Origin of the sequence: Aureispira sp. CCB-E (genome assembly GCF_031326345.1) — a bacterium.
Taxonomy (GTDB): domain Bacteria; phylum Bacteroidota; class Bacteroidia; order Chitinophagales; family Saprospiraceae; genus Aureispira.
The window spans coordinates 6,394,712-6,418,452 of record NZ_CP133671.1 but is presented as its reverse complement, the minus strand read 5'-3'; the positions used below and the strand labels follow the sequence as shown (position 1 = coordinate 6,418,452).

Below are 23,741 nucleotides of genomic sequence, written 5' to 3'. Positions count from 1 at the left end.
TATTACAGAAGAATTTATAGGAAAATAAGGGAAATATCATGAATGATACTTCCCTTATTTTATGATTATAGTTAGCTAACTACTATTAACTATGTTTCTCAAATAAAAAAGCATAAGGTTCTAACCCTTCGATATGCTTAAATAAAACCTTCATAGTACCCACCGTAGGCAATGCTACAATGGCACCTGGCGCACCCCACAAACTCGAAAATACAATGACCCCAAAAATGGTCATAAATGGATTTAGGTCAATTTCATCGCCTACAATCCAAGGTGTTAATAAATAGCTTTCTACAAATTGAGCAACCGAAACAACTACAAATACCATAATACCAGCAAAAGCACCAGAGTATAGATAGGCTAGTATCATGGCTGCCCCTCCACCAATTAAATTACCAATATAAGGGATAATAGAAAATAGAGCCGCAAAAATTGCCAAAAATAAGGCGTAAGGAACACTTCCTAATAAAAAGCCAATATAGTAGGCTACAAATAAGATCAACATAATTTTGCCTTTCCCAATAAGATATTTGTTAACAATAGAGCTAGACTCTTCCAACATGACACAGATGGTTGCTTCTTCTTCTTTTCGAACAAGCTTTTTGAAAAAATTGTGAAACATTTCTTTTTGGAGTAGAAAAAGAATAATATAAATTAAGGTTATCAAAGCTTGAGAAGCAAAGGTCATGGCAGACCCAAGCATACCTGTTGCAAACGAACGCATTTTCTTATTCGTAAAATCAGACTCAGACAAATATCGAAAAGGATTGATACCAAAAGATTTTGAAAACCATTGGTTGAGTTCGGTGATTTTTTGAGAGGCTTTGTTTTGTATTTCAGCCCAATCACTGACAATAATGTTGATTTGCCAAGAGATGATGATAAAAATAATAGAAAACAAACTAATTAATAAGATCATCACAATAGTAATTGCTACTCCTTTGGGAAGCCCTAAGTTTTTTAATTTTTCTGTAGGACCATTCAAGGCAGTGGCAAACAATGCCGCAACCAACAAAGGAAGCAAGAGTGATGCACCTAAGTAAAGCATTATTGCAATTCCTATAAAAACTAGAATTGCAATGACAAAATTTTTTGGAGCGATGGTTATTTTAGGTGTATTGGCCATAGTGATAACGTGAAAACCTTAGGTGATGAGCTCGATGTTTATCTAACCTTTTGTAAAAGGAGGCAAGCCCTTATTGTATGTATCCTGGGCACGCTTGATCTGTTCTGCTTCCGTTGTATCTGGGTAGAGTAAGTATCGAGGTGCTAGAATTTTTTTACTAGTATTAATTTTGATTTTAATAATACTTTGAAAAGGAAATAGTCCTTTTGTTAACTCTAATAAGAACGGTTCCAATAGTTGAAATTCAGGATTGGATGTTGGAATAACAGTAGCGGTTCCTTTTAATTGATAGCCTTTTTGAACGAAGACATCTATAAAACTAACACATACATTGGGATTTTGTTCTAAATTTCGAACAGTTTGAGGCGAAGCGATATTAGCAATTAAAAGGTATTTGTCTTGATAAAGGGTGAAAATTTCCTTAGGAGATACGTTGGGAATATAATCGGGGGAACTGGTCGCCAACCAGCAAAGTACACTCTGTTGAAGATACTTCTTAATGGCTTCTATTTCTGCTAACATAAGAGATAGATTGAGTCTGTTTAATATAAAATAGTCTACTAATGAACGTTAGTGAGCAATGAGAATTGTCATAAGTTCGTTTTCCGAATAGAGTCAATTGATTTTCTGCAATTTAGCGTAGCACTATATAATATTCTAGTATACCCTTATTCTTTGTCTTTAGGTAAGCTGCTCAGATCATTTTTTGCCTTCTCCAACTTTTTATTCAAGCGCTCCACCTTTTGGGCTAGACGTTCCTTCTTTTTGCTATCTTTAGTACGTTCTATCTCTTTATTTAGCTCTTTTATTCTGTCGGTAAATTTGTCGCGACGTTTGGTGTAACGTTCTTTTTTATTCTTTTTTTTGTTTGCTTTTGCTGCATCAATTAAATCCTGAAGCGTATCAAATTCTTTTCTAAAAGAAATACCAATTCCCGTTCGAATACTTTGTCCCAAAATAGTGGATTCTGTTCGATTATAAGCCTTAATTCTCAATCGACCGTCCTCCGTAATAAAGTATTCAACCTTAAAGTCACCTCCAACATAGTTGTTGCTACTAGCATTGATATTATTAACCACCTGATCGTCTCCTGCAATATCAATGTTGGTACCCGCATATACGGTCAAGCGATCGTCCAAAAATTTGATGTTTCCACCCAAACGCACATTAGAAGTCGTAGAACGAATATTGGCGCTTTCGTTATCTCTGATATTAAAATTAAAATCAAACTCTAAGCTTGAAATAAAATCCACATCTTTGATAACTCCTTCCAATAAATCATTGACATAAAGAGATAGTTGTTGAGAAACCAATTCACTCAAGGTACTAATACCCGTATTGATTCCAGAGGAAACTACATCAAGATTACCAGCGTTGCCCAACGGCAAAAACTGTTGCAAAGCAATGATACCAAATACTTGGCGGTTCAACTCATTCTTATCGGCATTAATGGTTGCTAGTGCTAGTCGTACAGGGGTTTGGAGAGCTGGATCTACATTTTCAATCTGAATTTCAAAATCAACATTAGGAGAAAAGAGTTCGCCCTCTAAATCCATCAATAAATTGACTTCATAAGGCTTGTTGGCTAGGCTAGAAAGACCTGGATTGCCAGCAATGTATTCTTTGACCAAGTTGGCGACTCCCAACTCTTTCGTATAGACCGCTTGAATATCTAATTTTGCTTTAAAAGGGTCGCCATCGTTGTCTCCCCAAGTGATTGTTCCTCCTTGTCTAACTTTGAGAGGTTTATTAATTAAGTTTTTAAATGTAAATAGATATTCTCCACTCTCAATGGTATAGTCTCCAAATATTTTAAGTTCTCCTGTTGGGGTATAGTAGACACGCATATTATTACTACTACCTCTTCCTTCGATGATATCGCCCGCTTTTTCATCGATAATCAAACGAGCAAGCGCATTGGGTTTGATTTTGGCAATAATTTCAATGTCTAATCCTGTGAGCACTTGATCTTTGATGCTTTTCTCATTTGTAGAATCTTTTTTTGCTTTGGCATCAAAAAAGCTAATATAATTGGTCTCAGTGACCTCCATGGGACCACCAATCGGCAAGTTGAAAACACTATTATCTTCTGTTTCAACATCCAATTTTAGTTTTAATCGCTCAAATGGTCCTTTGAACTCTACGGTACCAGAAGCATAGACTTTGCCATAGAAAGTATTGTTATCTTCTATGGTGGTGTTCATTGCTAAGTTGTTGTTTAGGATTGCGGTAACATCCAAGCCAAAATTTTTGAGGTGATCGTGTACCAAACTGCCTTCAAGATAAGCTACAGATGGCTCGCCTTCTACAAGGACAGGAACCCCACCCGATTGGTATTCGTTATAACGATTGTAAGTAATAGGAGGATCTATATGAAATCCTTGGTTGTCAATTTTTATCTTAGCATCAGATACAATATATTTGGTTTGTAGAAAGTTAACTTTGGTTTTGACGCCTGTTAACAAACCATCTCCTTCTATATTCATTACTGTTTTGGGACCATCAATGTTTCCAAATATTCTAGCTTGTGCAAAGGCATTTCCTTCTGTTTCAGAAATTTGATCTTGCAAGAAATATTCTAATATTTTGGCTTTGGCACCTTCTGCATTGATGTCAATATCTAAAAGATTTTGCAAGTATTTTTCTTTCGTTGCAAATTTAGGTGTAAAATTAGCAGAAGCATACAAACTATCTACAAAATTACTACTATGCGTAAAATCTCCTCTAAATGTTGATTTTAGGCTATCGGCATGAACTAAAAGTCTAGAGTTACTCCCCCAATAATCTTCATTAATAATAAGTGTGTCAATCAAAACATCTGCATCGATTCCTTTTTGAGTGAAGACGTCTTGCATAGAGGCTTCCCCCGAAAAAATACCTTTAATATCAATTTGAGGAAGCGGTTCCATCATTCCGTACAACCAACCTAAGCTAATATTTTGAAAATCGACTTTGGCACCTTTGTTATCGTTAATAGAACTCAATTCAACCAATTTGTTCCCACTAGAAAGCTTTATATTTTGGACATCAAGTACCTTATCTCCAATTTTGATATGATTGTTGTCGTTAATCGTCCACTTTTCATTCAAAATATATAGGCGAGAGGTGTCTAACTTCAAGACGATTAATTTTTCTTTGATTTCTAATTGACCGTTAATAGACAATTGTTGGGCAATTTCTCCCACTGCATCTGCATGGACATTAAATCGAACAGAATCCCCCACGGCATCTAAAGAAAGATTAATATTGGGTATGAATGGTTTTCCATCAATATGGAGTGTATCCACAGAACCTAATACATCAAAGGTAGAACCCAATGCTTGCCCACTATCCAATTGAATGTTATCTACCTCAATGTTTCCTATATGAATTTTTCCAACTTCTCCATTAATAGTGAGGTATCCTTCTGACCCATCATATTCTCCAGTCAAAAAAACATCTTCCAAAGATTTGAAGTTCTTGTCAATTAACTGGGTGATATTTTTTGTGTTTCGAGGAATAGAGATGATAATGTTAAAATCTTGATGAGGAATTGTATCAATACTTATCTTATCCACATTCACAATGACATCCATTAAAGGCTTATCTTCTACAACTTCTTCGATATCTTCTACTTGCAAAACTTGCCGCTGGTAGAGTTCTTGGTACAAATTGGGGTGATTGATTTTTATGAAATTCTCAATAGAACGAACCAAATTCACTACGTCGTACTCCCCAAATACGTCAATGCTGACAATATCTGATTTTAGGTTGATGGTTCGGGTGTTCTGAACAAACATGGTGCTATCGCCATCTGAAACCACATAAATGGTATCTTTAGGAATATTGTCTGCTTTAACCTTGATTTCATCCAATTCGGAATGAACGTTGCCTCTATAGCCTTTGATACCACGAATAAACAAATTCCCAACAAAATTATCAATATTGGTTCCTTTGGCGTTGATGTCAAAGGTATCTAAGTGTAGTCCAATAAGCTCTTCAGATATGTTGACCTTATGAAAGTCGATGTTTTGAACATTTCCCAAAATATCAACACTAGGTAATTCTCCACTCAAGTCAACGATACCACGAATAAAAACATTCATATTAGTATCCTTGGAAATGATGTCCCCATCAAATTTCTTTTGTTTGAAAAGCCCGTCAATTGCAATATCTTCGTACTGATATTCTTTGAATGTAAAACTATCTATTTTAGCATTTTTTAGCTCTGCATCTAAGGTTTCGAGGGTCAACCCCGTTCCTTCTACATCTGTTTGCAGGGTAATTTGTCCGACATCATCATTATCAATAAATGCGCCGACATCAAAATTATTAAACCGAAAGCCTCCATTGTAAGCAGCCGCAGAACGCCCCTTGCGCAAATTGAGTTGCAAATCTGAGTTGATGCGCCCCAATTTGGTATCTAATTGCCCATAAGCAACAAAATCTTGGAAGAAGCCAGTGTAAGATCCTTCAAAGTTCATTTGCCCTAGAGAGGCTAGATTGGGAGGAAGATTGACAAAAGAGATGATTTGCTTTAAGTCCTTATAGTCGGTAGAAACTTTCTTAAGCTTTAAATCCATAAAAGCCGCATCAGGAACCGTAATGTCGTTCATCGAAAGGTTGCCAATGATTCTAGAATTATGCACTTGAATATCAACATCTCTGGCTCTAAAGTTATTAACCGTTCCTCTAAATTTGCCTTTAATTGCTATTGGATTATCTAAGTTGTTTTCAATAAAGACATTCTTTTTAATTTCAGGAGCAAAAGCGGCTATATCTCTGAATGTAATGCTCGTAGTACTATCAAATGTACCAATAATTTTCACCTTGTCAGGGAATTGATAAAAATCCCTGTAAGCATCGTATTCTAACTTCAATGCATGACCAATATTACTAGAGTTTGTTTCTAATTTGAAATTACTTAGGGCAATGGTTTGGGGGCTTATAATGGCATCTCCAGAAAGATGTTTTAGTTCAAAACCACCATGATTCAAACCATGAATCTTGTTGACATGCCCCGTAAATACTTCGTGCTGTAGTCGGAAAGAATCCACATCTAAGTTGATGTTCTTAAAGTTAAGATTGGCAAAATCCAAAGAAAGAGAAGTGTCTATTGTTATCCCTGTTCGCTCATTGATTAGACGAAAGTTGACATTACTTAATAAAAGCTTTTCGCAACCAACATCCCAGTCGGCAATTGTGGTATCAACAGGAACTTCCCAAAAGGAGGAGTCAATACCAGGAATATCTACTTTATCAAATACATGCACCTTAATACTAGCATTGGACAAGTGTGCAATGTCACCCCAAACTTTTTTGCCAATCATGTCTACCCCCTCGGTATCATGTCCATGAACGTATCCTGTATCGCAGGTCACAAATGCAGCGGTGCCAATGGCGGTATCTGCCAAATGTACCCTTGCATTAACCAGTTCTGCGCCACCAAAATAGAGTTTAAATTTTTCGGGACGAGGTTCGACAACTTCTCCTGATTCAAAAAAGTCGATTAAAAAGTGAATGTTAAAATTTTCTTCCTTAGGATGACGGAGTACTTTGAACACAGCATCTCGAACAATAATATTACCAATACTAACTTCCTTATTTAGGAGCGCTAAAATATCATATCGTTGCGCTTCGGCCGAACTAGCGTAAATTAGTGTGTCTTGATAGTGATCGGCAATAAATACGTCATAAAACTTAAAATTGGAAAAAGGCGTAATTTCTACTCGTTCTATTCGAACGGTTGTATCCCATGCTTTGGATAAAAGATTAGCAGCTAGATGCCCCAGTTGAGTTTGTACCCAAGGAATCCATAGCAATAGATAGACAATTAACATGATGGCAATGGTGGCTTTTAGTAAGCCTGTAAAGATTTTCCAAATTCGACCAATGATAAGTCGACCCAATCCTTTTTTAGGTTTGGCTTCAATGGTTTCCTCTTTAGGATTTGTATGTTCTGGTTGATGCTTAATGTTATCTGTCTTTTTTAGGGATAATTGTTATCTTTGCAAGCCTATTTTAAATAATATACTAGATATAGACCCAATAGGACTTTATTTTTTTGAAAAGTTGTATCCAATTATTGTCGTAGCAGCAAAACGAAATACCTTTCTTTTTCTGGTGATTTACTTATTAAAAATAATTCGTGTATTATTGGCGGATGCTACTTCAATTATTAACTATTATTATGCTAGATTTAGTTTCTTTATTAGTCTTAACATAAGAGTAACTATTAACTAAACCATTTCTATATAAAACGGTTTAAAAAAAGGAAAGGATAAAGATATTAAATTTATTTTTTAAGGAATAAAAAAAATCCCTAAGAATTAGATAGGGGCTAGGCTAGCATTTGTTCTTTTAGGGATCAACGATCGTTAGAACTGCTTTAAAAATTAGATGCTATATGACAATAATTTTAGCTATTGAATCATCTTGTGATGATACCTCTGCATCCATCCTCAAAGATGGAAAAATTTTATCCAATTGTGTCGCTAGCCAAAGTGTACACAAAGAGTATGGTGGTGTGGTTCCTGAGGTTGCTTCGAGAGCCCACCAAGCGAATATAGTTCCAGTAGTGGAAATGGCATTGCGGAAGGCAGAAGTTGATAAAAAAGAGTTGAGTGCAATTGCCTTTACACGAGGTCCTGGGTTGATGGGGTCTTTATTGGTTGGTGTTTCTTTTGCCAAAGGACTAGCATTAAGTTTGGATATTCCGATGATAGAGGTAAACCATATTCAAGCTCATATATTAGCACATTTTATAGATGCTCCGCAACCTAAATTCCCTTTTTTGTGTTTGACAGTATCGGGTGGACATACGCAGATAGTTTTGGTAGAAGATTATTTGTCTATGAAAATATTAGGGACAACAATTGATGATGCTGCGGGAGAAGCGTTTGACAAAACAGGAAAATTGTTAGGCTTGGACTATCCTGCAGGACCTATTATTGACAAAATGGCACAAAAAGGTCGTCCAGTATTTGATTTTACAGAACCTAATATTGCCAATCTAGATTTTAGTTTTAGTGGTTTAAAAACGAATATCTTACGATTTTTACAAAAAAATACAAGGCAAAATCCTGAATTTATTACAGAAAATCTTGCTGATATTTGTGCTTCTGTACAGGATAGAATTGTGTCTATTTTATTGAATAAATTAGTTCAAGCTGCGGCAGAAACAGGAACCAAACAAATAGCCATAGCTGGAGGCGTGTCTGCCAATTCTGGTTTGAGAACTCGTTTGGAAGAAGTGGGAACCGAAAAAGGTTGGGAAGTGTTTATACCTAAGTTTGAGTATTGTACAGATAATGCAGCAATGATAGCTATGACTGCGTATTACAAATACCAAAACAAAGAATTTGTAGGGCAAGAGGTGGCACCACTGGCTCGATACGAGTTTTAATTAAAAAATACATTCGTGTCAATAGCTTAATAATGAAGAATTAATGAGCTACTACTGATGCAAAGTGATGAAAATGAAATTATGAACTATATCATCTACGATTTAGAAGCTACTTGTTGGGAAACAGAGATAGAGACTAGGGGAAAAAAGAGGGAGATTATAGAAATAGGAGGCGTTTTAATGGATGAACACGGAACGATAAAGAGTCGTTTTGAAAGCTTTGTGCAGCCTATTGTATATCCAATGTTATCCGATTTTTGCCAACGTTTGACAACGATTTCTCAAGTAGATGTCAATCAAGCAGACAAATTTCCTGAGGTTATTGAGGATTTTCAAGATTGGATTGGACTCAATGATGGAGAAGAGTATTTATTATGTTCTTGGGGATTTTTTGATAAGAGTGCATTGGTCAAAGATTGTCAATTGCATCGATTAGATGGGCAGTGGGCTAAAAAACATATTAGTTTGAAAGACCAATATCCTAGAATTAAAAACATAGGACGAGCAATTGGTTTGAACAAAGCTTTGGAAAGAGAAGGGTTTGAATTTGAAGGAACCATGCACCGAGCTATTGATGATGCTGTTAATTTGGCAAAGATATTTCGTAAGTATCTAAATCTTTGGCGTTATTAAGGGTTGATAATTAGAAGATTAGTTTAGCTGCGCTGCTACTTCGTGGTATTGCACGTATTGTTGATTAATACTCCGTTGATTTTTTAGTTTTTCTACGAAAAACGTAAAAAAGCATCTTGCATTAGTTTGATTATCAGTCTTTTAGTATAAAAGTCAATAAAAGTACATCTTGCTGATAATCAACTGCGAAGCACTCATGCAATACCACGTAGTAGCAGCGAAGCTAACTAAAAGCGTAGCGCTCACGAAGTAAACTAATACGATTTTTCAATGGAGTAATGGTTGATAATAAAAAGCCTACAACAAAAATTCATTGTTGTAGGCTTTGCCGTTTCTATTCGTGCGAAATAGGTTGTAATAACCTATTGTTTGATAAATCGTTTGGTTACTTGTTCTCCATTGTCTAGTTCGATCGACAACATATAAATTGCTGGTGCTAAGTCTTCTACCACATCTAAAGGTAAGGTTTGATAAGACAAAACATTTGTGTTCAATTGATAAATTTGTTGCCCTCTAGCATCTAAAATACTGATCTGTGCGGTTTTGACACCTTTAGGAAGTATTTCAAAGTAAATGGATAATTGTTGGTCAACAGGGTTCGGGTAAACATCAATATTAATTTCACCTCTATGATTACCCACACCACGAACAGCTTTGATCTCTGAGTATTCTATAGAACCATCACTATCGAGTTGTTTTAAACGGTAGTAAGTAATACTTTGATAATCGTTGTTGTCTATTAATTCATAATGAGTTGTGTTTGGCGTAGTTCCTTGACCATCGACCCAAGCAACTTTACTAAAAGTACTTTCATGTTCAAACATACGTTGTACCTCGAAGCCTTGATTATTCGTTTCAGAACCCGTTGTCCAATCTAATTTTACTTCTTCTGCGTTGATACGTTTCGCTTCAAAGCTGATTAATTCAACTGGCAAATCAGAGTTAGGTCCTATATTCAGAACAACAATTTGAGAAAAACTGGTAATATTGTTACTAGTATTATAAGCAACAGAACCATTAGAACCCGCTGTAACATTATCTGCTCCACCTAAAGTTGCGCCCCAAGTTCCTCCAAAAGCATTGGAAGGACGTTTGTACAATTGTAAAGGAGAACTAGCTTGTGGCTCTGCAGCATCTACAGGAGCAATATAACTCATGCGGTTGAGCGTCAAATCAATCAACGGACTAAACGTTGTATTACTACCATAGTTGTTAATAATAAAATATTCATTATCAACATCACCAGATAGGGTTCCCGCACCATGTGGCTCTTCAGTTTCTAATCTAGAAACAACCAATTCACCATTAGGGGTGGTTGCGCCAAATTCAATTTCAATCCCTGTATTAGGAAACGTGTAAACACCTCCTGCGCCAATAGTAATGCGATCGGAGGTTCCACCTGCTACCGCAACTTCTGATTTTATATAATCTGTTGCCGTCATGTTTTGAGTAGTACCATGATTGCCACCAACAGCATCTTTGACACCATTAACAGTGCCGACTAAATTATCGTTATTAAATTGATAATAAGATAATAAACCTGTTTCATTACCTTTTAGCGTTAGGTGTCTATTTTCTCGAATTTCTGCTTGCGTACGAACGGTATTCCATATTCTAAACTCGTCGATAGCACCATCCATAGAGTTGTTTCCAGCAGCAGCGGTAGGAATATGACCACCTATATTCATTCCAAGAGCACCACTAAAGTTGCCTCCAGCAATATCAGTTCCAATAGAGATTCCATCGACAAAGATTTCTCGTTGACGGCTTACAGCATTATAAACAAAGGCCAAATGATGCCATTCTCCATCTGTTGCAGCAGTTGTAGGCAGAGTCAAGTCGTCCAAAAAGAAATCAAACGAAATAGTTCCATTGTTATTATAACGAGCATGAAGTCCTGATCGCAAGGCTCCTGTACCTTGACCAAAGAAGTGATCTTCGGTAGTAGTGCTATTTCTTTTAGCCCAAAGTTCTATGGTAAAAGACGTATTGGATAAATCAACGCCAGGACAAGAAATATGTTCTCCATTTTCACTAATAGCGTACATATTACCACGAACATCAGAAACTAAAGCTTCAGATTCCATAACAACCATAAATTGCCCTGTCAATGCGACACTACCAAAACGAATGGTAGAAGCTGTCATTCCTCTAGCAACATCTAGTTTTGTCCAATTGCCTCCTGCATGCATTGGTCGCCAGTATAGAGCATATTTTTTAGGATCTATTGTAGTAAATGTTCCCGAAGGGTATCTAAATTCTAAATTGGCTAAAAAGGTTGTGGTGGCAGTTGATTTGTTAATTGTCCACATTGGATTTTGATACAAGGTAACCCCATCTATTCCACTGACTGCATTGGGGGCAAAATTTTGATACGTAACTGTAAAGTCTTCAGCGGCACTATGCCCAACAATTTCCATTTCTAGATTGGCATTATTAAAATTGAAAATCCCAGTATTGGCATTTGTAATAGTTTGGCTGTTAGAATTATTAGCCAAGTCATTGCCTACGTTTACATCAGAACCAACCCAAGCAGAAGCAACATTAAAATTAGTTAAGGTGGCATCATTGAAGCCAACTTTGTCTGTTAAAGTACTAGCTCCACTAGCTTCATTCATTTGGAAATAAACTTGAATGCCATTTTCGCAGCCTGTTAAGGTTAGGTGCATTCGTTCTCGAATCTCAGAAGGTGAAAGTGCTCGGTTCCACAAGCGAAGTTCTTCCAATCGACCATTAAAAAACGAACTATTATCAGAACGAGCACCTAATCTAAAGTCAGTGGCACTAGTTGTAATAGGAGTTGTCAGAGGATTGGCGCCATTATTAACCGCACCTGTTGCAATCCCATTGATATAAATTTCACCCAAAGACGTACTAGGGTCGTAGACACAGGCGATGTGATTCCATTGATTAGGAAGGAAGCTTCCTGTAGGAGCATCTAAGTATACAGCTGTAGTAGGAATAAACCGCAGGGAATTAGCCCCCGAACCGCCTGTATGAATTTCTAATTCTTCAGTGGCTTTAGCCGTGATGAACTCTACCGCAGCACCAGAGCCTGTCCAATATACCCAAGCTTCGATACTAACCGCAGGTATATTAAACAAGCTATTGTTAGGTACATTAACAAAGTCATCTGTGCCATCAAACTCTAATGTATTGTTTCTAGATAAATCCGTGTCAGCCGTTTCGACTACCATAAATTGCCCTGTCAAAGAGACATTTTCAAATGTAACAGTAGTCGGAGAGAAGCTACTAACTGTTGTGCTAAGTTCTGTCCAGTTGCCATCACTTCCCATTGGACGATGGTATAATTTAAAATTACAAGCGTAGGCAGCAGATAAGGTAGCGACAGGATAGGTAAATTGTAAATCACCTGTATAGCTTGTTGTATTCGTAGAGGTATTGATTGTCCACATTGGATTTCTGTGAACAGTTCCTATTGCAGGGGCAATGCTATTGGGATTAAAGGCTTGATAAGTAACGGTAACATCCTCATTAGAAGTGTGTGCTGTAAAGTTGATATTCAGATTAGCAGCTCCAAAATTCTGATTGCTAACTCCAGCAGGAACATTTAAGGTTTGACTGTTAGAGTTTCCCGCAAGATCATTGCCGACATTCACACCAGAGCTTGTCCATACACTTCCAGCATTCATATTCGTTAAGGTACCATTATTGCCTGTTATTTTATCGGATAAGGTTGTATTTCCTGTTGTTTCATTCATTTGATAATACGCAAGAATGCCTGTTTCACAGCCTGTTAAGGTTAAATGCATTTGCGCTCTAATTTCGCTTGCAGAGCGTGCTCGATTCCAGAATCGAACCTCGTCAATTTGACCATTTAAAAATGCTGAATTATTCGCACGAGCACCCAATCTAAAATTTGTAGCACTGGTTGTTATAGGAGAGTTTAAGGGATTGGCACCATTATTAACCGCACCTGTTGCAATTCCATTGATATAAATTTCTCCAAAAGAAACACTAGGGTCGTAAACACAGGCAATGTGGTTCCATTGATTGGGAACAAAACTTCCAGTAGGGGCATCCAAATAAACAGCAGATGTCGGGATGAAACGCAAAGAATTTGCTCCAGCTCCTCCTCCTGTGTGAATTTCTAATTCTTCACCAGCCTTGGCAGTAATAAATTCAACGTCTGTACCTGAGCCTGTCCAATACACCCAAGCTTCAATCGTTACGGCAGTAACATCAAATAAATTATGATCAGGAATATCGACAAAGTCATCGACTCCATCAAAAGATAACGTATTGCCTCGCACTAAATCAGGGATATTAACCACGATGTTAAGTGGGCTTCCCATGTCGCCATTTGTGGCTGCAAAAACATTTGGATCAGCAGTGTTGTTATTGGATTGATAGCCTAATGAACCTGTAATATCGTTTCCGTTACGGACAATGCCAGGAGCCGCTTTGCTTCCCCAAGTTCTATTTGTAAAAGTTGGACTTTCTGTATAAAATGTTGCGCGTCCTATTGTAGCATCATTGTTATAAGCGACCGACCAAATGATTGAACCTGCACTATTCTCTAAAATGATTTCATCACTAAGGTTGTCTAATTCCAAATTGGCGACTTCTAATACTTCAGATTTAGAGCAACCATTAAACCATAGCGATTCAAAGTTGCTTTTATTGTTAGCAATAACAACATAGCCACCAACAGGGATAACATAACTAGAGGTTGTAAGAACAGCATCATTGCCATCTTCGTCCTTGATGCGCCAATTTTGCAAATCAACAGGAGTACTACCATAGTTGTAAATTTCAATCCATTCCTCTTGTGTATTGGTTCCTGATGGATTGGTCAACCATTCAGTAATCGCAATTTCTTCTAAAACAACTCCTGTTCCTTGAATAGAATAGATGTAATTATTTTCATCACAATCATCATTAACAACAATTAAGGTAGCACTTTTTAAGCCCAAAGAAGTAGGGTCAAAAGTAACAGTAAACGTGGTCGATGCTCCAACAGGAATAGCCGCAGGAAATGTAATGCCCCCTACTGTAAATTCACCTGTATTGGTGTTGAAGATACTGCTTACATTCAAAGTGCCTGTACCAGTTGTATTGTCAATTGTAAACGTTCTGACGACTGTTCCCGAAGCAGGGTCTGCACCACCAAAATCGGTGTGGTCGGCTAAAGAAGGAGTAGCATCGTTGTTGGTAATAGATACACCATTTCCTAAAACATCAATTTCGGGAAAAGCAGAAGAGCAATTTCCAGCAACACCATTAGACGAACCATCGATCCAGTTAGAGGTAGCAGTGTTTAGTGCAAAGCCATTTAAAGTGCCGTTTTGAGCCCCAATATTAGTTTGGCGATCGAATAAGGTTGTTTCTGCTCCATTAGCGCCACCAGCTTCTCCCTGATTGAAGTTGTAGTAATGTACCAAATTAGGTTCATTACCAATTAACTGACAGTCTTTTCTAGTTGTAACTTTGGCTGCACAAAGTGCCTCAGACCAAATACGGACTTCATCCAATTGTCCATCAAAAAAGCGTCCTGTTGAATAACGGACATCTTTTCCAAGATGCAAACTAGCACTAGCATTGTTCTGAATAGCCGTACTAATACCAGTTGACGTAGCTTCTTTGTTGCCATCAACGTAAATTGCCGTTTCTGTTGGGCTTGCAACGCCGACCACATGATGCCAACCTGTTCCATTAATAGCAGTAGTTGATTTGGCTGTCCTAAATGTTCCTCCATCGTTAATCAAAAAGGAAATCGTATTGTCTAGGTTGAGTGATAAAAGCCAAACATTAGAACTCATATTATCAACGTTAGCAGTGGCTTGCCCCAAACCAGTACCACTAGCAGTGATCGACTGTACATTAATCCATGCTTCTACTGTAATTTCATTGGTATAAGCAGTAAAAGGAGTGCTTACATTGACAAAATCGTTGGTTCCATCAAAGTCCAGTGCCGTTGCTGGATTGACAGATTCTACGCTTCCAATTTCAGGATTGCCAAACCAAGTTGTACCACAAATATCACTTGGCGGTGCGCCTACTGTTGTTCCATTGTTAATGGCATTAGAACCAGTATTGGGACGAAAAACGTCTTGCAAACCACACTGACTGACGGCTGCCAAGTTTGGATCTGCGTTAGAAAAGAAGCTAACAGAAGGACAAAAGCTCGCATTGAAACCTGCACAAACTTCGACAATATTTTGATTGTTGGTTCCTGTATAAGTTGGTGCCAATGAATTAATATCTCTATTTAATGTCCCCGATGCGGTATAAGTATTATTTGCCAAGATGGTGTTGGTCATGTTTAGTACTCCTTGATGATAATACACACCACCACTTGAAAAGCCATCATTACTAGAAGCGTTGTTTTCAACAATTGTACAGTTGATTAGATTTAAGGTTGAGGTGCTATTGGCAAAAATTCCTCCACCATTATTGCCACTTGCATTTCCATGAATGGTGCAATTGGTCAACGTTGCTGTTCCCGATTCCATATTGAGGGCACCACCTCTACCTAGAGATCCAGCAGTATTGTTTTTTAGAGTAGAATTATTGATGAATAGTGTTCCTGAATGACTAATGGCACCACCGTGAGCTCCTGATGAGTTGCCAGAACGATTATCTTCTAGGACACAATTATTTAAGGTTAATGTTCCTCCCGCATTAAGAATACCACCACCAGGATTTGATCCTCCAGAGTCTCCTCCTTGTAGCGTTAGGTGATTAAGAGTGACGGTAACGGTACCATTAATATGCAACAAACGGTAATTGGGATTGGTAGAAACCCGAAAGATTGTATTTCCCGAAGTTTGACCTGTTATAGTAATATGGTTGCTAATCGTGGGCAGTGCTGAAGCCGTGTTGATTTGTCCTGCTACAGAAAAATTGATTAGATGCGGGCTGCCTGATGTGGCAGAGCCATCTGCATTGGCATCTAAGATAGCTTGTCGCAAGGAGCCCGCGCCTGCGTCATTTAAATTCGTCACTACGAAAGTAGTTGCCCATGTAGGTTCTAATAGGCAGGAAAGGAGTAAGATGTAAAAAAAGTGTTTCATGAAAATTGTTTTGTGTAAGGTAAATAATTGCTCAGAAAATGAATAAAAACGACGAATGAGTAGTGTGCGCTCATACAACCTCGTTAGTAATTAGCAATGTGGCTAGTACTTATTCTTTTCTGTCGACTTACTTTAGTTTAGTAATTTGTTGACTATGCTGCTGCATGGTATGAGTTACATTGCTGAGGGAGCTTATTTAATTGAGAAGACCTTCAGATGAATTAACGATGCAGTTGTATTCTTAGTAGTTCGTTGATTTTTTACTTTTTTACCAAAAAGATAAAAAAGCACATTTATATTAGTTTGATAATCAGAATTTTAACGCAAAACGCAACAAAAGTGCAACTTGCTGATTATCAAACTAATAAAGTTTTTCAACGAACTATTGATTCTGGTTTCAACGAATTATTGTTTAGTAAAAATACATTCTTAGTTTTGAAATACGGTTCAATAATATTGGGGAAATATTGGAGGTGAAGTGATTAGAACAAATGAGTATTAAGGTTCAATTATTTGGTTAGTTTGGTCTCAAGGCTTAACGCTCTACAAATGCTCATGATCTACTTAGCCTTTAAATATACAACAATCTTTTGATAAAATTATAGGAGTATTATATCAATAGTTAATGTAAAAAAAATATAAAGTGACTTTTAATATGTTTATCTTTGGTAAGTTTTTTGTGTTAATTGATTGATTTATATTGATTTGTGTGAAGTGCAGAGTTCGTGATAAATGTAAAATAGGCTATATTAAGTAAGTATTAAGTAAGAGAAATTGTAGTACTGCAACTTTAAAAGAACAAAGATAAGTCAATAAATAAGATCGCCATTATTCATAGATGTTCCAAGCTATTTTGTCGAAAAAATATTTTGCCAAAGGATATCTTCTACTTTTTTTGTATTTTTGCCCTAGCAAAAAATACATCCCAGAGGATGGAACAAGAATCGTTTATTACAATTTTAAAAATACAATTAAATATGTATAAGTCCGTATTATTTTCACTTGCAATGACCGCAGCCTCTTTTGGTGTGATGGCGCAAGAAACTGAAAAAGAAACCAATAAGGAGGGAAGTCAATATCAATTTACTGTACTTAAAGATATGGAAGCAACACCTGTGCAATCGCAAGGAAGAACAGGAACATGTTGGACGTTCTCTGCTTTATCTTTTTTGGAGTCGGAGTTGTTGCGAATGGGAAAAGGAAAACATGAATTGTCAGAAATGTGGATTGCTCGCAATGCATATCATGATAAAGCGATCAATTATGTACGTATGCACGGTAGTTTTAACTTTAGTGCTGGTGGTGCATTCCATGATATTCCTTATGTTATCAAAAAATATGGTATTGTTCCTTTATCTGCTTATGAGGGATTGAATTATGGTAGCAAAACGCACAACCATGCAGAAATGGATGCAATGTTAAAAGCAATGGTGGATGTTGTTATCAAAAGTCCTCAGAATAGAGTGTTGACACCAGTATGGACAGATGCTGTAGATGGTGTATTGGATGCTTATTTAGGCGAAAAACCAGAGGAATTTGAAGTAGACGGCAAAAAATATAATGGAAAAACATATGCTAAGGAATTGGGCTTAAATATGGACGATTATGTTGTTTTGGGTTCTTTTACGCACCATCCATTTTACGAAAAATTTGTATTGGCGGTACCAGATAACTGGGCTTTTGGTCAAGTGTATAACTTGCCATTGGATGAGTTGATGGAAGTAGCAGAAAGTTCTTTGATGAAAGGATATACATGGGCTTGGGCTGCGGACGTTTCCGAAAAAGGTTTTTCTTTTAGAGATGCGTTGGCAATTGTACCTGAAGATGAGTCTACTATCAAAAAAAGAGGGCGTGACAACAAACACTTTAGTAATGCTGGTGCAGAAAAAATCAGCGATGCTTTTATGCAGCCTGTTCCTGAGAAAAAAATCACTCAAGAAATGCGTCAAATAGCTTATGATAATTATCAAACTACAGACGATCATGGTATGCATGCAACTGGAATGGCAAAAGACCAAAATGGTACTAAGTATTTTATTATTAAAAACTCTTGGGGGACAGGCAATCATTGTGATGGATATTTTTATGCTTCAGAAGCTTACTTCCGTTACAAAACGATGAATATGATGGTTCATAAAGATGCTTTGCCAAAGAAAATTGCTAAGAAGTTGGGGATTAAATAATCCTAAAAAATAGTTTGCATTGATGCAAAAATAGAAGGCTATTGGATCTGTCCAATGGCCTTTTTGTATTTTTATTAGATAACGTGTATCTCAACTCAATTACTTAACCTAGGTCAAGGTCATCTTGTTTTATTTAAGTTACTTTCGTTGTGCGCTGAAATCGTATTGTAAACGCTGTTTAAATCATTATTAAAATGAACGATCAAAAACAAGGTTGGGTAGTTGTTATTGTCTTGATGTTGGCTTATGTCTTTTCATTTGTAGATCGTAATATTGTCGTGTTATTGGTGGAGGTGATGAAAAAAGATATGGAGCTTAGTGATACCAAAGTAAGTTTGTTGTTGGGCGCTAGTTTTGCACTTTTTTATTCCATTCTTGGGATTCCTCTAGGAAGGCTTGCAGATGTTTATAGTCGCAAGAAAATCATAGCAATCGGTGTTGCGCTTTGGAGTTTGATGACGGCTATTTGTGGTTTGGCTAAAAATTATGGACAACTGTTTCTAGCAAGAATGGGAGTAGGAGTAGGAGAAGCGGCTTTGTCTCCTGCTGCATATTCTATTATCAGCGACTATTTTCCAAAAGAAAAATTGGCAACGGCAATTTCGGTTTATTCTTTAGGAATTTATATTGGGTCTGCTTTAGCTTATGTGGGAGGGGGATATCTAATTGGTATTCTATCTGAAATGGATAATTTGGTAATACCTTGGGTCGGTGAAATTTATGCTTGGCAATTGGTTTTTATCATTGTAGGTTTGCCAGGTTTGTTGATGGCAGGACTAGTTTTATTAATCAAAGAACCAAAGAGAAAAGGACGGAATGCCGATGAGGCACTTCCATTTGGCGAAGTATGGGGTTATCTAAAAGAGCATGGTCGTACTTTTTTTCTATTGTGTGCCGCTTTTGCTTTCTTTTATGTTGCCGTCTATGCGACAAGTACTTGGATTCCAACTTATCTGATAAGACTGCACGGTTTGAGCGAAGAACAAGTAGGTATTATTGCAGGGGTAGGGTTGTTGCTATTTCCTGCTATAGGGGTACTTTCAAGTGGTTTTATAGCGGATCGTTGGACAGCAAGGGGTGTTCCTAATGCTAAAATACGTTGGTCGTTATGGGCAACGCTATTTTTTATTCCTGCCACAGCAATTTATCCTTTTATGCCAACAACCAACAGCACCTTGATTGCTTTGATTCCTTATGGTATCCTAGTAAGTGCAACGGTAGGCGTCGCAGCTGCTGCGATTCAAGAAATTATGCCCAATAGAATGCGGGGTATCGCTTCGGCTCTGTTAATTTTAGCACAAAACTTATTAGGATTAACACTAGGACCTACAGGAGTAGCTTTATTGACAGATTATATCTTTAAGGATGAAATGGCTTTGGGGTGGTCGTTGGTGATTATGTCGGTGACAGCACTTAGTATTGCCACAGTATTGTTTTATTTTGCCTTAAGGAGCGCAACAAGAACAGAAGCAATAGAAAATATATTGGATTCTTAATTAAAATTCCCGTTCTTTGCAAAGCAATTTTCAACATAGGTTAGAATGGAAATGACTATTCTTTAAACAAAAAAAAGAAAGTGTTGTTAATGTATATTCTAGACAAAGAATGGCTTTTAAAATTTTGATACAGTCAACGTTTGGATACAAAAATTAGAAATAGATTGGTCTAAAACAATTGAGAGCTCAAGTTGAATGCGGATAAGAATACAGGGGGGAGCCATTAGCTTAATTAAAAGGGACATGTTGAGTCCTTACAATGCAAGCGGATAGCGTTGATTTTACAAGTTGTTCTTGGGGGCGAATAGAGACCCCGCTTAGCTGGCGACGTTTTTTTACAAACTATCGAATCGGCAAATAAAGGAAGATTATTAATTATAATAAAGCATACACACGTTAAGATGGGAAAGAAAGGTGTTTTGTTGGTAAATTTAGGGACTCCAGACGAACCTACTCGAGGAGCCGTTTATCGTTATTTAAAAGAATTTTTGCTGGATCCTAGAGTCATAGACATACCAGCTGTGCAACGAAATTTGCTGGTGCGTGGAATTATTGCACCATTTCGTTCTAAGCCAGCTTCTAAGTTGTATCAAGAGCTATGGACAGAAAAAGGCTCTCCTTTAAAAGTTTATGGGTATCGACTAAAAGAGATGCTTCAAGATGAAATGGGGGAGGAGTATCTGGTAGACCTAGCAATGCGTTATCAAAACCCTTCCATAGAGTCCGTAATTTTAAGTATGTTGAAGCAACATGTTTCAGAATTGATTATTGTTCCTCTATTTCCGCATTATGCATCTGCTTCTACAGGTTCTGTTTATGAAGAAGTGATGCGAGTATTGGCAAAAGTACAGGGAATTCCCAAGCTTCGATTTGTTAATTCGTTTTACGATCATCCTGATTTTATTGCTTCTATTGTTGAGCGAGCCAAGGAACATGATATTAACGATTATGACCATGTTTTGTTCAGCTACCACGGTTTGCCTGTTCGTCAGTTGGTAAAGGCAGACTTGAGCAATCATTGTACAAAGGCAGAGGATTGTTGTTTGACGATTTCGGATAAAAATCAACATTGTTACAGCGCTCAATGCCACGCTACGACCAAGGCATTGGTAAAAGAATTGGGATTAAAAAAAGGGCAGTACACAACTTGTTTTCAATCTAGATTGGGAAAAGAACCTTGGGTAGAACCATATACAACGGATGTGCTTCAGCAACGTGCTGATGCAGGAAACAAGCGATTGTTGGTTTTTTGCCCCGCTTTTGTTGCCGATTGTTTAGAAACAACAATAGAGGTGTCTGTAGAATACATGGAAGAGTTTGAAGAGATGGGGGGAGAGCATGTACAGCTAGTAGATAGTTTAAATGACGACCCTCGATGGGTAGTTGGTCTTAAAAATATAATACTAGAAGCTTAATAGCGATGCATTTTTGTGAAGCAGCATTTCTTGATCAAGAAATGCTGCTTTTTTTTGGACTAAATATCATAATTATATATAGTTTTGTTTTTAAAATGCAAAATTTTATTTTGATGTTCATGTTGTTTTGTGAAACTATTTAACATTTTTTTCGTAAAATAAAGAATATATATAGCTGAAAATGAGTTAGAAGAGGGTCGGACTTGAAAAAATGCGCCAATTAATATTCAAAAATATATTTTTATGAAAAAGATTATTACACTGTGCATTTTTGTGGTCAGTTGGTTGGCAACAATGAATGCACAAACGACCAAGACGCTCTCAAAGAGCATCAATCTAGCTGCTACAAAGACGATCTACATTTTACTGCCAGGAGCTGTAGAAGTCAATGAATGGGAAGAGGATTATATACGTGTTGTAACAAAGCTATCCGTTGAGAATATGGATGAAAATATTGTAAAGCGATTAATAATATTAGGTCGCTATAATTTGGTGACGGAGACAGACAAGTACGGAAAGTTAATGGTTTTGAAAATGCCTAATGTAGCTAATTTTGTTACTGTAAAAGGTGTTGATCTGGCAGAGTACTATACATTTGAAATTAGTGCCCCAAAAAATTACGAAGTGATTGTCAAAGAAGATTTAGTCCCTAAAGGATCTCATTACAAAAATACATCTAAAAGCTCTATGTAAAGCTTTGAGGACATTGAATTTATTCTCAATTCAACATGAGTCATCCCGAATTTTCTAAAGCACATTGACAAAATAAAAATGTTAAGATAAAATGGATGGCTTTTCTAAGTCTGTAAATCGGCATCGAAGTCTTTCGGTGCCGATTTCCTGTTCTAGGACACCAAATATTAATGATAGTAGTCATAGTTGCTCTAAAGTTCCTCAACATCCGAAACAAAAAATCCATTACCAAAGTAACTAACATCAACATTTTAAGACGATTTTCAAAGAACCAAAGCCTAGGAGACTCCATACCCAACTCTGATTTTCCATATCTAAAAACCTGTTCAATATCCCATCGTTTCATATAAGAATAGAACATTTCCCATGCTTTGCCACAAGTGTCAATTACTTCATTGGTTAGCAAGTACATAGGAGAAGTGCCTTTGCGTTTATCACGAACAATAACGAGGTATAAATCTGTTTGGGGAAACCATGGATGAGCTACTTTTCGGTAGAGTATTTTGACGCTTCTCGTTTCTTTCCGAATATTATCCCATATTAGGCGATGATCCTTAGCTTTTTGTCCCAGAGAAAGACGATAGGTATTTTTCTTCACTCCATTTTCATCAATCAAATTATTAAGCTTTTTCCAACGAACTAGAAACTTTGCTTTAAAGTTGAGCATACGTTCTACAAAAACACCATTGGCATAACCTCTATCAAAGACATGAAGCACATCCGCTTGTGTAGATGCTACACGTTTATTTAGAGCATTAAACATCCGATAAAATATCTCCGAACTTTCCTCTTTATGTTTACCTCTTGTGGCAAACCAACGCATTTTAGATATTTGAGGAACTTCCTTCGCATGCAAGGAGGTTAAAACTGCACCCGACCACTCAAATCCAGGAACACAAATACGTTTATGCTTATCATAATAACCTGGTTTTATTCGTGTTAACCGTTGACTCTTCTTACTGTGTACTGGGCTTAGCCCTTCACTAAACCAACTTTCGGGCTTTTCTAGTACACTATCATCCCAGAGCATCAACCAACTTTTTCCTAATTCTTGCTTATCTTCCAATCTAGCAACAAACTCTTCTTCTAAATGTTGATCTATTATTTGGTAATCCCATTTCTTACTGCGAAATAAATTACTCACACGTTTTACTCCTGCTTTAGCTTTTTTAGGACCAAGAACTAAGGCGCCTAACTCGGTCAATAGCAAGGCATCTGAACGATTTCTTGACATTAAAACTGCTATAAATACATTATAAAATGTACGCACCAAACGTTTATCTAAATCTTCATCTAGTTTTAAGAGTAATTTAGACAAGTATTGATGTGAGCGATGTAAAATTGTCCATCCTGCTCCATTCTCTTTATTGATATTTTCTGTATCTTGTAGTTTATTATAATACATAGGAATCTCTAATTTTTTGTGGTAATTAAATCTAGTAGATTCCTATCTTTTTTCCAAAAAAAAAGTCATCGCCGAAAAATTCGGGATGACTCATGTTTCTTTTGTCAAAAAATATTTTTTGGGGGTATTTTTTTAAATTTTGATGCCTATAGTTTAAAAAGTAGATTATATGGTTTTTTTATTTTTTTCAACTATAATTTCTTTAAAATGTTAATTTTGAAAAATTTTATTTTTAAAAAATGCTTTATTTTTTATTTTTTCAAAATTTTATTTTGTTTAAAAATTTGTAAAATTGAACTAACCCCTCTATATTTGCGTTATCAATAATAAACGATGATGAACCGCATCAACGTTCTCTCCCTTAGAAAG

General features: G+C 36.8%; 11 protein-coding genes. 6 read left to right on the top strand and 5 right to left on the bottom strand.

Translation table 11 applies throughout. The annotated features are described in order from the left end of the window. Positions 1–85 precede the first annotated feature (85 nt). The 3 genes from QP953_RS24860 to QP953_RS24850 all read right to left on the bottom strand — a co-directional run bounded on the left by QP953_RS24860 (position 86) and on the right by QP953_RS24850 (position 7,014). Positions 86–1,126 (bottom strand): AI-2E family transporter, encoded by a 1,041-nt coding sequence (locus tag QP953_RS24860; protein ID WP_309553274.1) that lies wholly within the window; start codon positions 1,124–1,126, stop codon positions 86–88. A 42-nt stretch (positions 1,127–1,168) separates the two neighbouring features. Next, entirely contained in the window at positions 1,169–1,648 is a 480-nt protein-coding gene (locus QP953_RS24855; RefSeq protein ID WP_052597644.1) for a pyridoxamine 5'-phosphate oxidase family protein, read from the bottom strand. Positions 1,649–1,794: 146 nt separating this feature from the next. After that, positions 1,795–7,014: a translocation/assembly module TamB domain-containing protein gene (locus QP953_RS24850; RefSeq protein WP_309553273.1), complete on the bottom strand. Its 5,220-nt coding sequence runs from the start codon at positions 7,012–7,014 to the stop codon at positions 1,795–1,797. Positions 7,015–7,511: 497 nt separating this feature from the next. Here QP953_RS24850 and tsaD point away from each other — a divergent pair, with 497 nt between their 5' ends. After that, on the top strand, positions 7,512–8,510 hold the full coding sequence (tsaD, locus tag QP953_RS24845; RefSeq protein ID WP_052597642.1) for a tRNA (adenosine(37)-N6)-threonylcarbamoyltransferase complex transferase subunit TsaD: 999 nt from the start codon (positions 7,512–7,514) through the stop codon (positions 8,508–8,510). An 81-nt stretch (positions 8,511–8,591) separates the two neighbouring features. Further along, a complete protein-coding gene (locus QP953_RS24840) occupies positions 8,592–9,143 on the top strand; it encodes a 3'-5' exonuclease (RefSeq protein WP_052597789.1) in 552 nt (183 codons plus the stop codon). Positions 9,144–9,505: 362 nt separating this feature from the next. On the opposite strand, the gene QP953_RS24835 is transcribed toward QP953_RS24840, so the two are convergent. Beyond that, complete coding sequence (locus QP953_RS24835; RefSeq protein ID WP_309553272.1) at positions 9,506–16,180, bottom strand: LamG-like jellyroll fold domain-containing protein; 6,675 nt, start codon at positions 16,178–16,180, stop codon at positions 9,506–9,508. Positions 16,181–17,157: 977 nt separating this feature from the next. On the opposite strand from QP953_RS24835, the gene QP953_RS24830 reads away from it, so the two are divergent. The 4 genes from QP953_RS24830 (at position 17,158) to QP953_RS24815 (ending at position 21,967) form a co-directional block, all read left to right on the top strand. Then, complete coding sequence (locus QP953_RS24830; protein WP_052597640.1) at positions 17,158–18,363, top strand: aminopeptidase C; 1,206 nt, start codon at positions 17,158–17,160, stop codon at positions 18,361–18,363. Positions 18,364–18,557: 194 nt separating this feature from the next. Beyond that, positions 18,558–19,859 carry an MFS transporter gene (locus QP953_RS24825; protein ID WP_309553271.1) on the top strand — a complete coding sequence of 434 codons (1,302 nt, stop codon included), beginning with the start codon at positions 18,558–18,560 and terminating at the stop codon, positions 19,857–19,859. 401 nt (positions 19,860–20,260) lie between these two features. Then, entirely contained in the window at positions 20,261–21,274 is a 1,014-nt protein-coding gene (gene hemH, locus QP953_RS24820) for a ferrochelatase (protein ID WP_052597638.1), read from the top strand. Between the two features lie 243 nt (positions 21,275–21,517). Further along, on the top strand, positions 21,518–21,967 hold the full coding sequence (locus QP953_RS24815) for a hypothetical protein (RefSeq protein WP_052597637.1): 450 nt from the start codon (positions 21,518–21,520) through the stop codon (positions 21,965–21,967). 40 nt (positions 21,968–22,007) lie between these two features. On the opposite strand, the gene QP953_RS24810 is transcribed toward QP953_RS24815, so the two are convergent. Then, a complete protein-coding gene (locus tag QP953_RS24810; RefSeq protein WP_052600389.1) occupies positions 22,008–23,372 on the bottom strand; it encodes a hypothetical protein in 1,365 nt (454 codons plus the stop codon). Positions 23,373–23,741: the final 369 nt, after the last annotated feature.

Bases quoted from the DNA above. Each gene is read 5' to 3' on its own strand.
- hemH (WP_052597638.1), top strand. From the start codon at position 20,261: ATGGGAAAGAAAGGTGTTTTGTTGGTAAATTTAGGGACTCCAGACGAA.
- QP953_RS24860 (WP_309553274.1), bottom strand. From the start codon at position 1,126: ATGGCCAATACACCTAAAATAACCATCGCTCCAAAAAATTTTGTCATT.
- QP953_RS24825 (WP_309553271.1), top strand. From the start codon at position 18,558: ATGAACGATCAAAAACAAGGTTGGGTAGTTGTTATTGTCTTGATGTTG.
- QP953_RS24840 (WP_052597789.1), top strand. From the start codon at position 8,592: ATGAACTATATCATCTACGATTTAGAAGCTACTTGTTGGGAAACAGAG.
- QP953_RS24815 (WP_052597637.1), top strand. From the start codon at position 21,518: ATGAAAAAGATTATTACACTGTGCATTTTTGTGGTCAGTTGGTTGGCA.
- QP953_RS24830 (WP_052597640.1), top strand. From the start codon at position 17,158: ATGTATAAGTCCGTATTATTTTCACTTGCAATGACCGCAGCCTCTTTT.
- tsaD (WP_052597642.1), top strand. From the start codon at position 7,512: ATGACAATAATTTTAGCTATTGAATCATCTTGTGATGATACCTCTGCA.
- QP953_RS24810 (WP_052600389.1), bottom strand. From the start codon at position 23,372: ATGTATTATAATAAACTACAAGATACAGAAAATATCAATAAAGAGAAT.
- QP953_RS24855 (WP_052597644.1), bottom strand. From the start codon at position 1,648: ATGTTAGCAGAAATAGAAGCCATTAAGAAGTATCTTCAACAGAGTGTA.
- QP953_RS24835 (WP_309553272.1), bottom strand. From the start codon at position 16,180: ATGAAACACTTTTTTTACATCTTACTCCTTTCCTGCCTATTAGAACCT.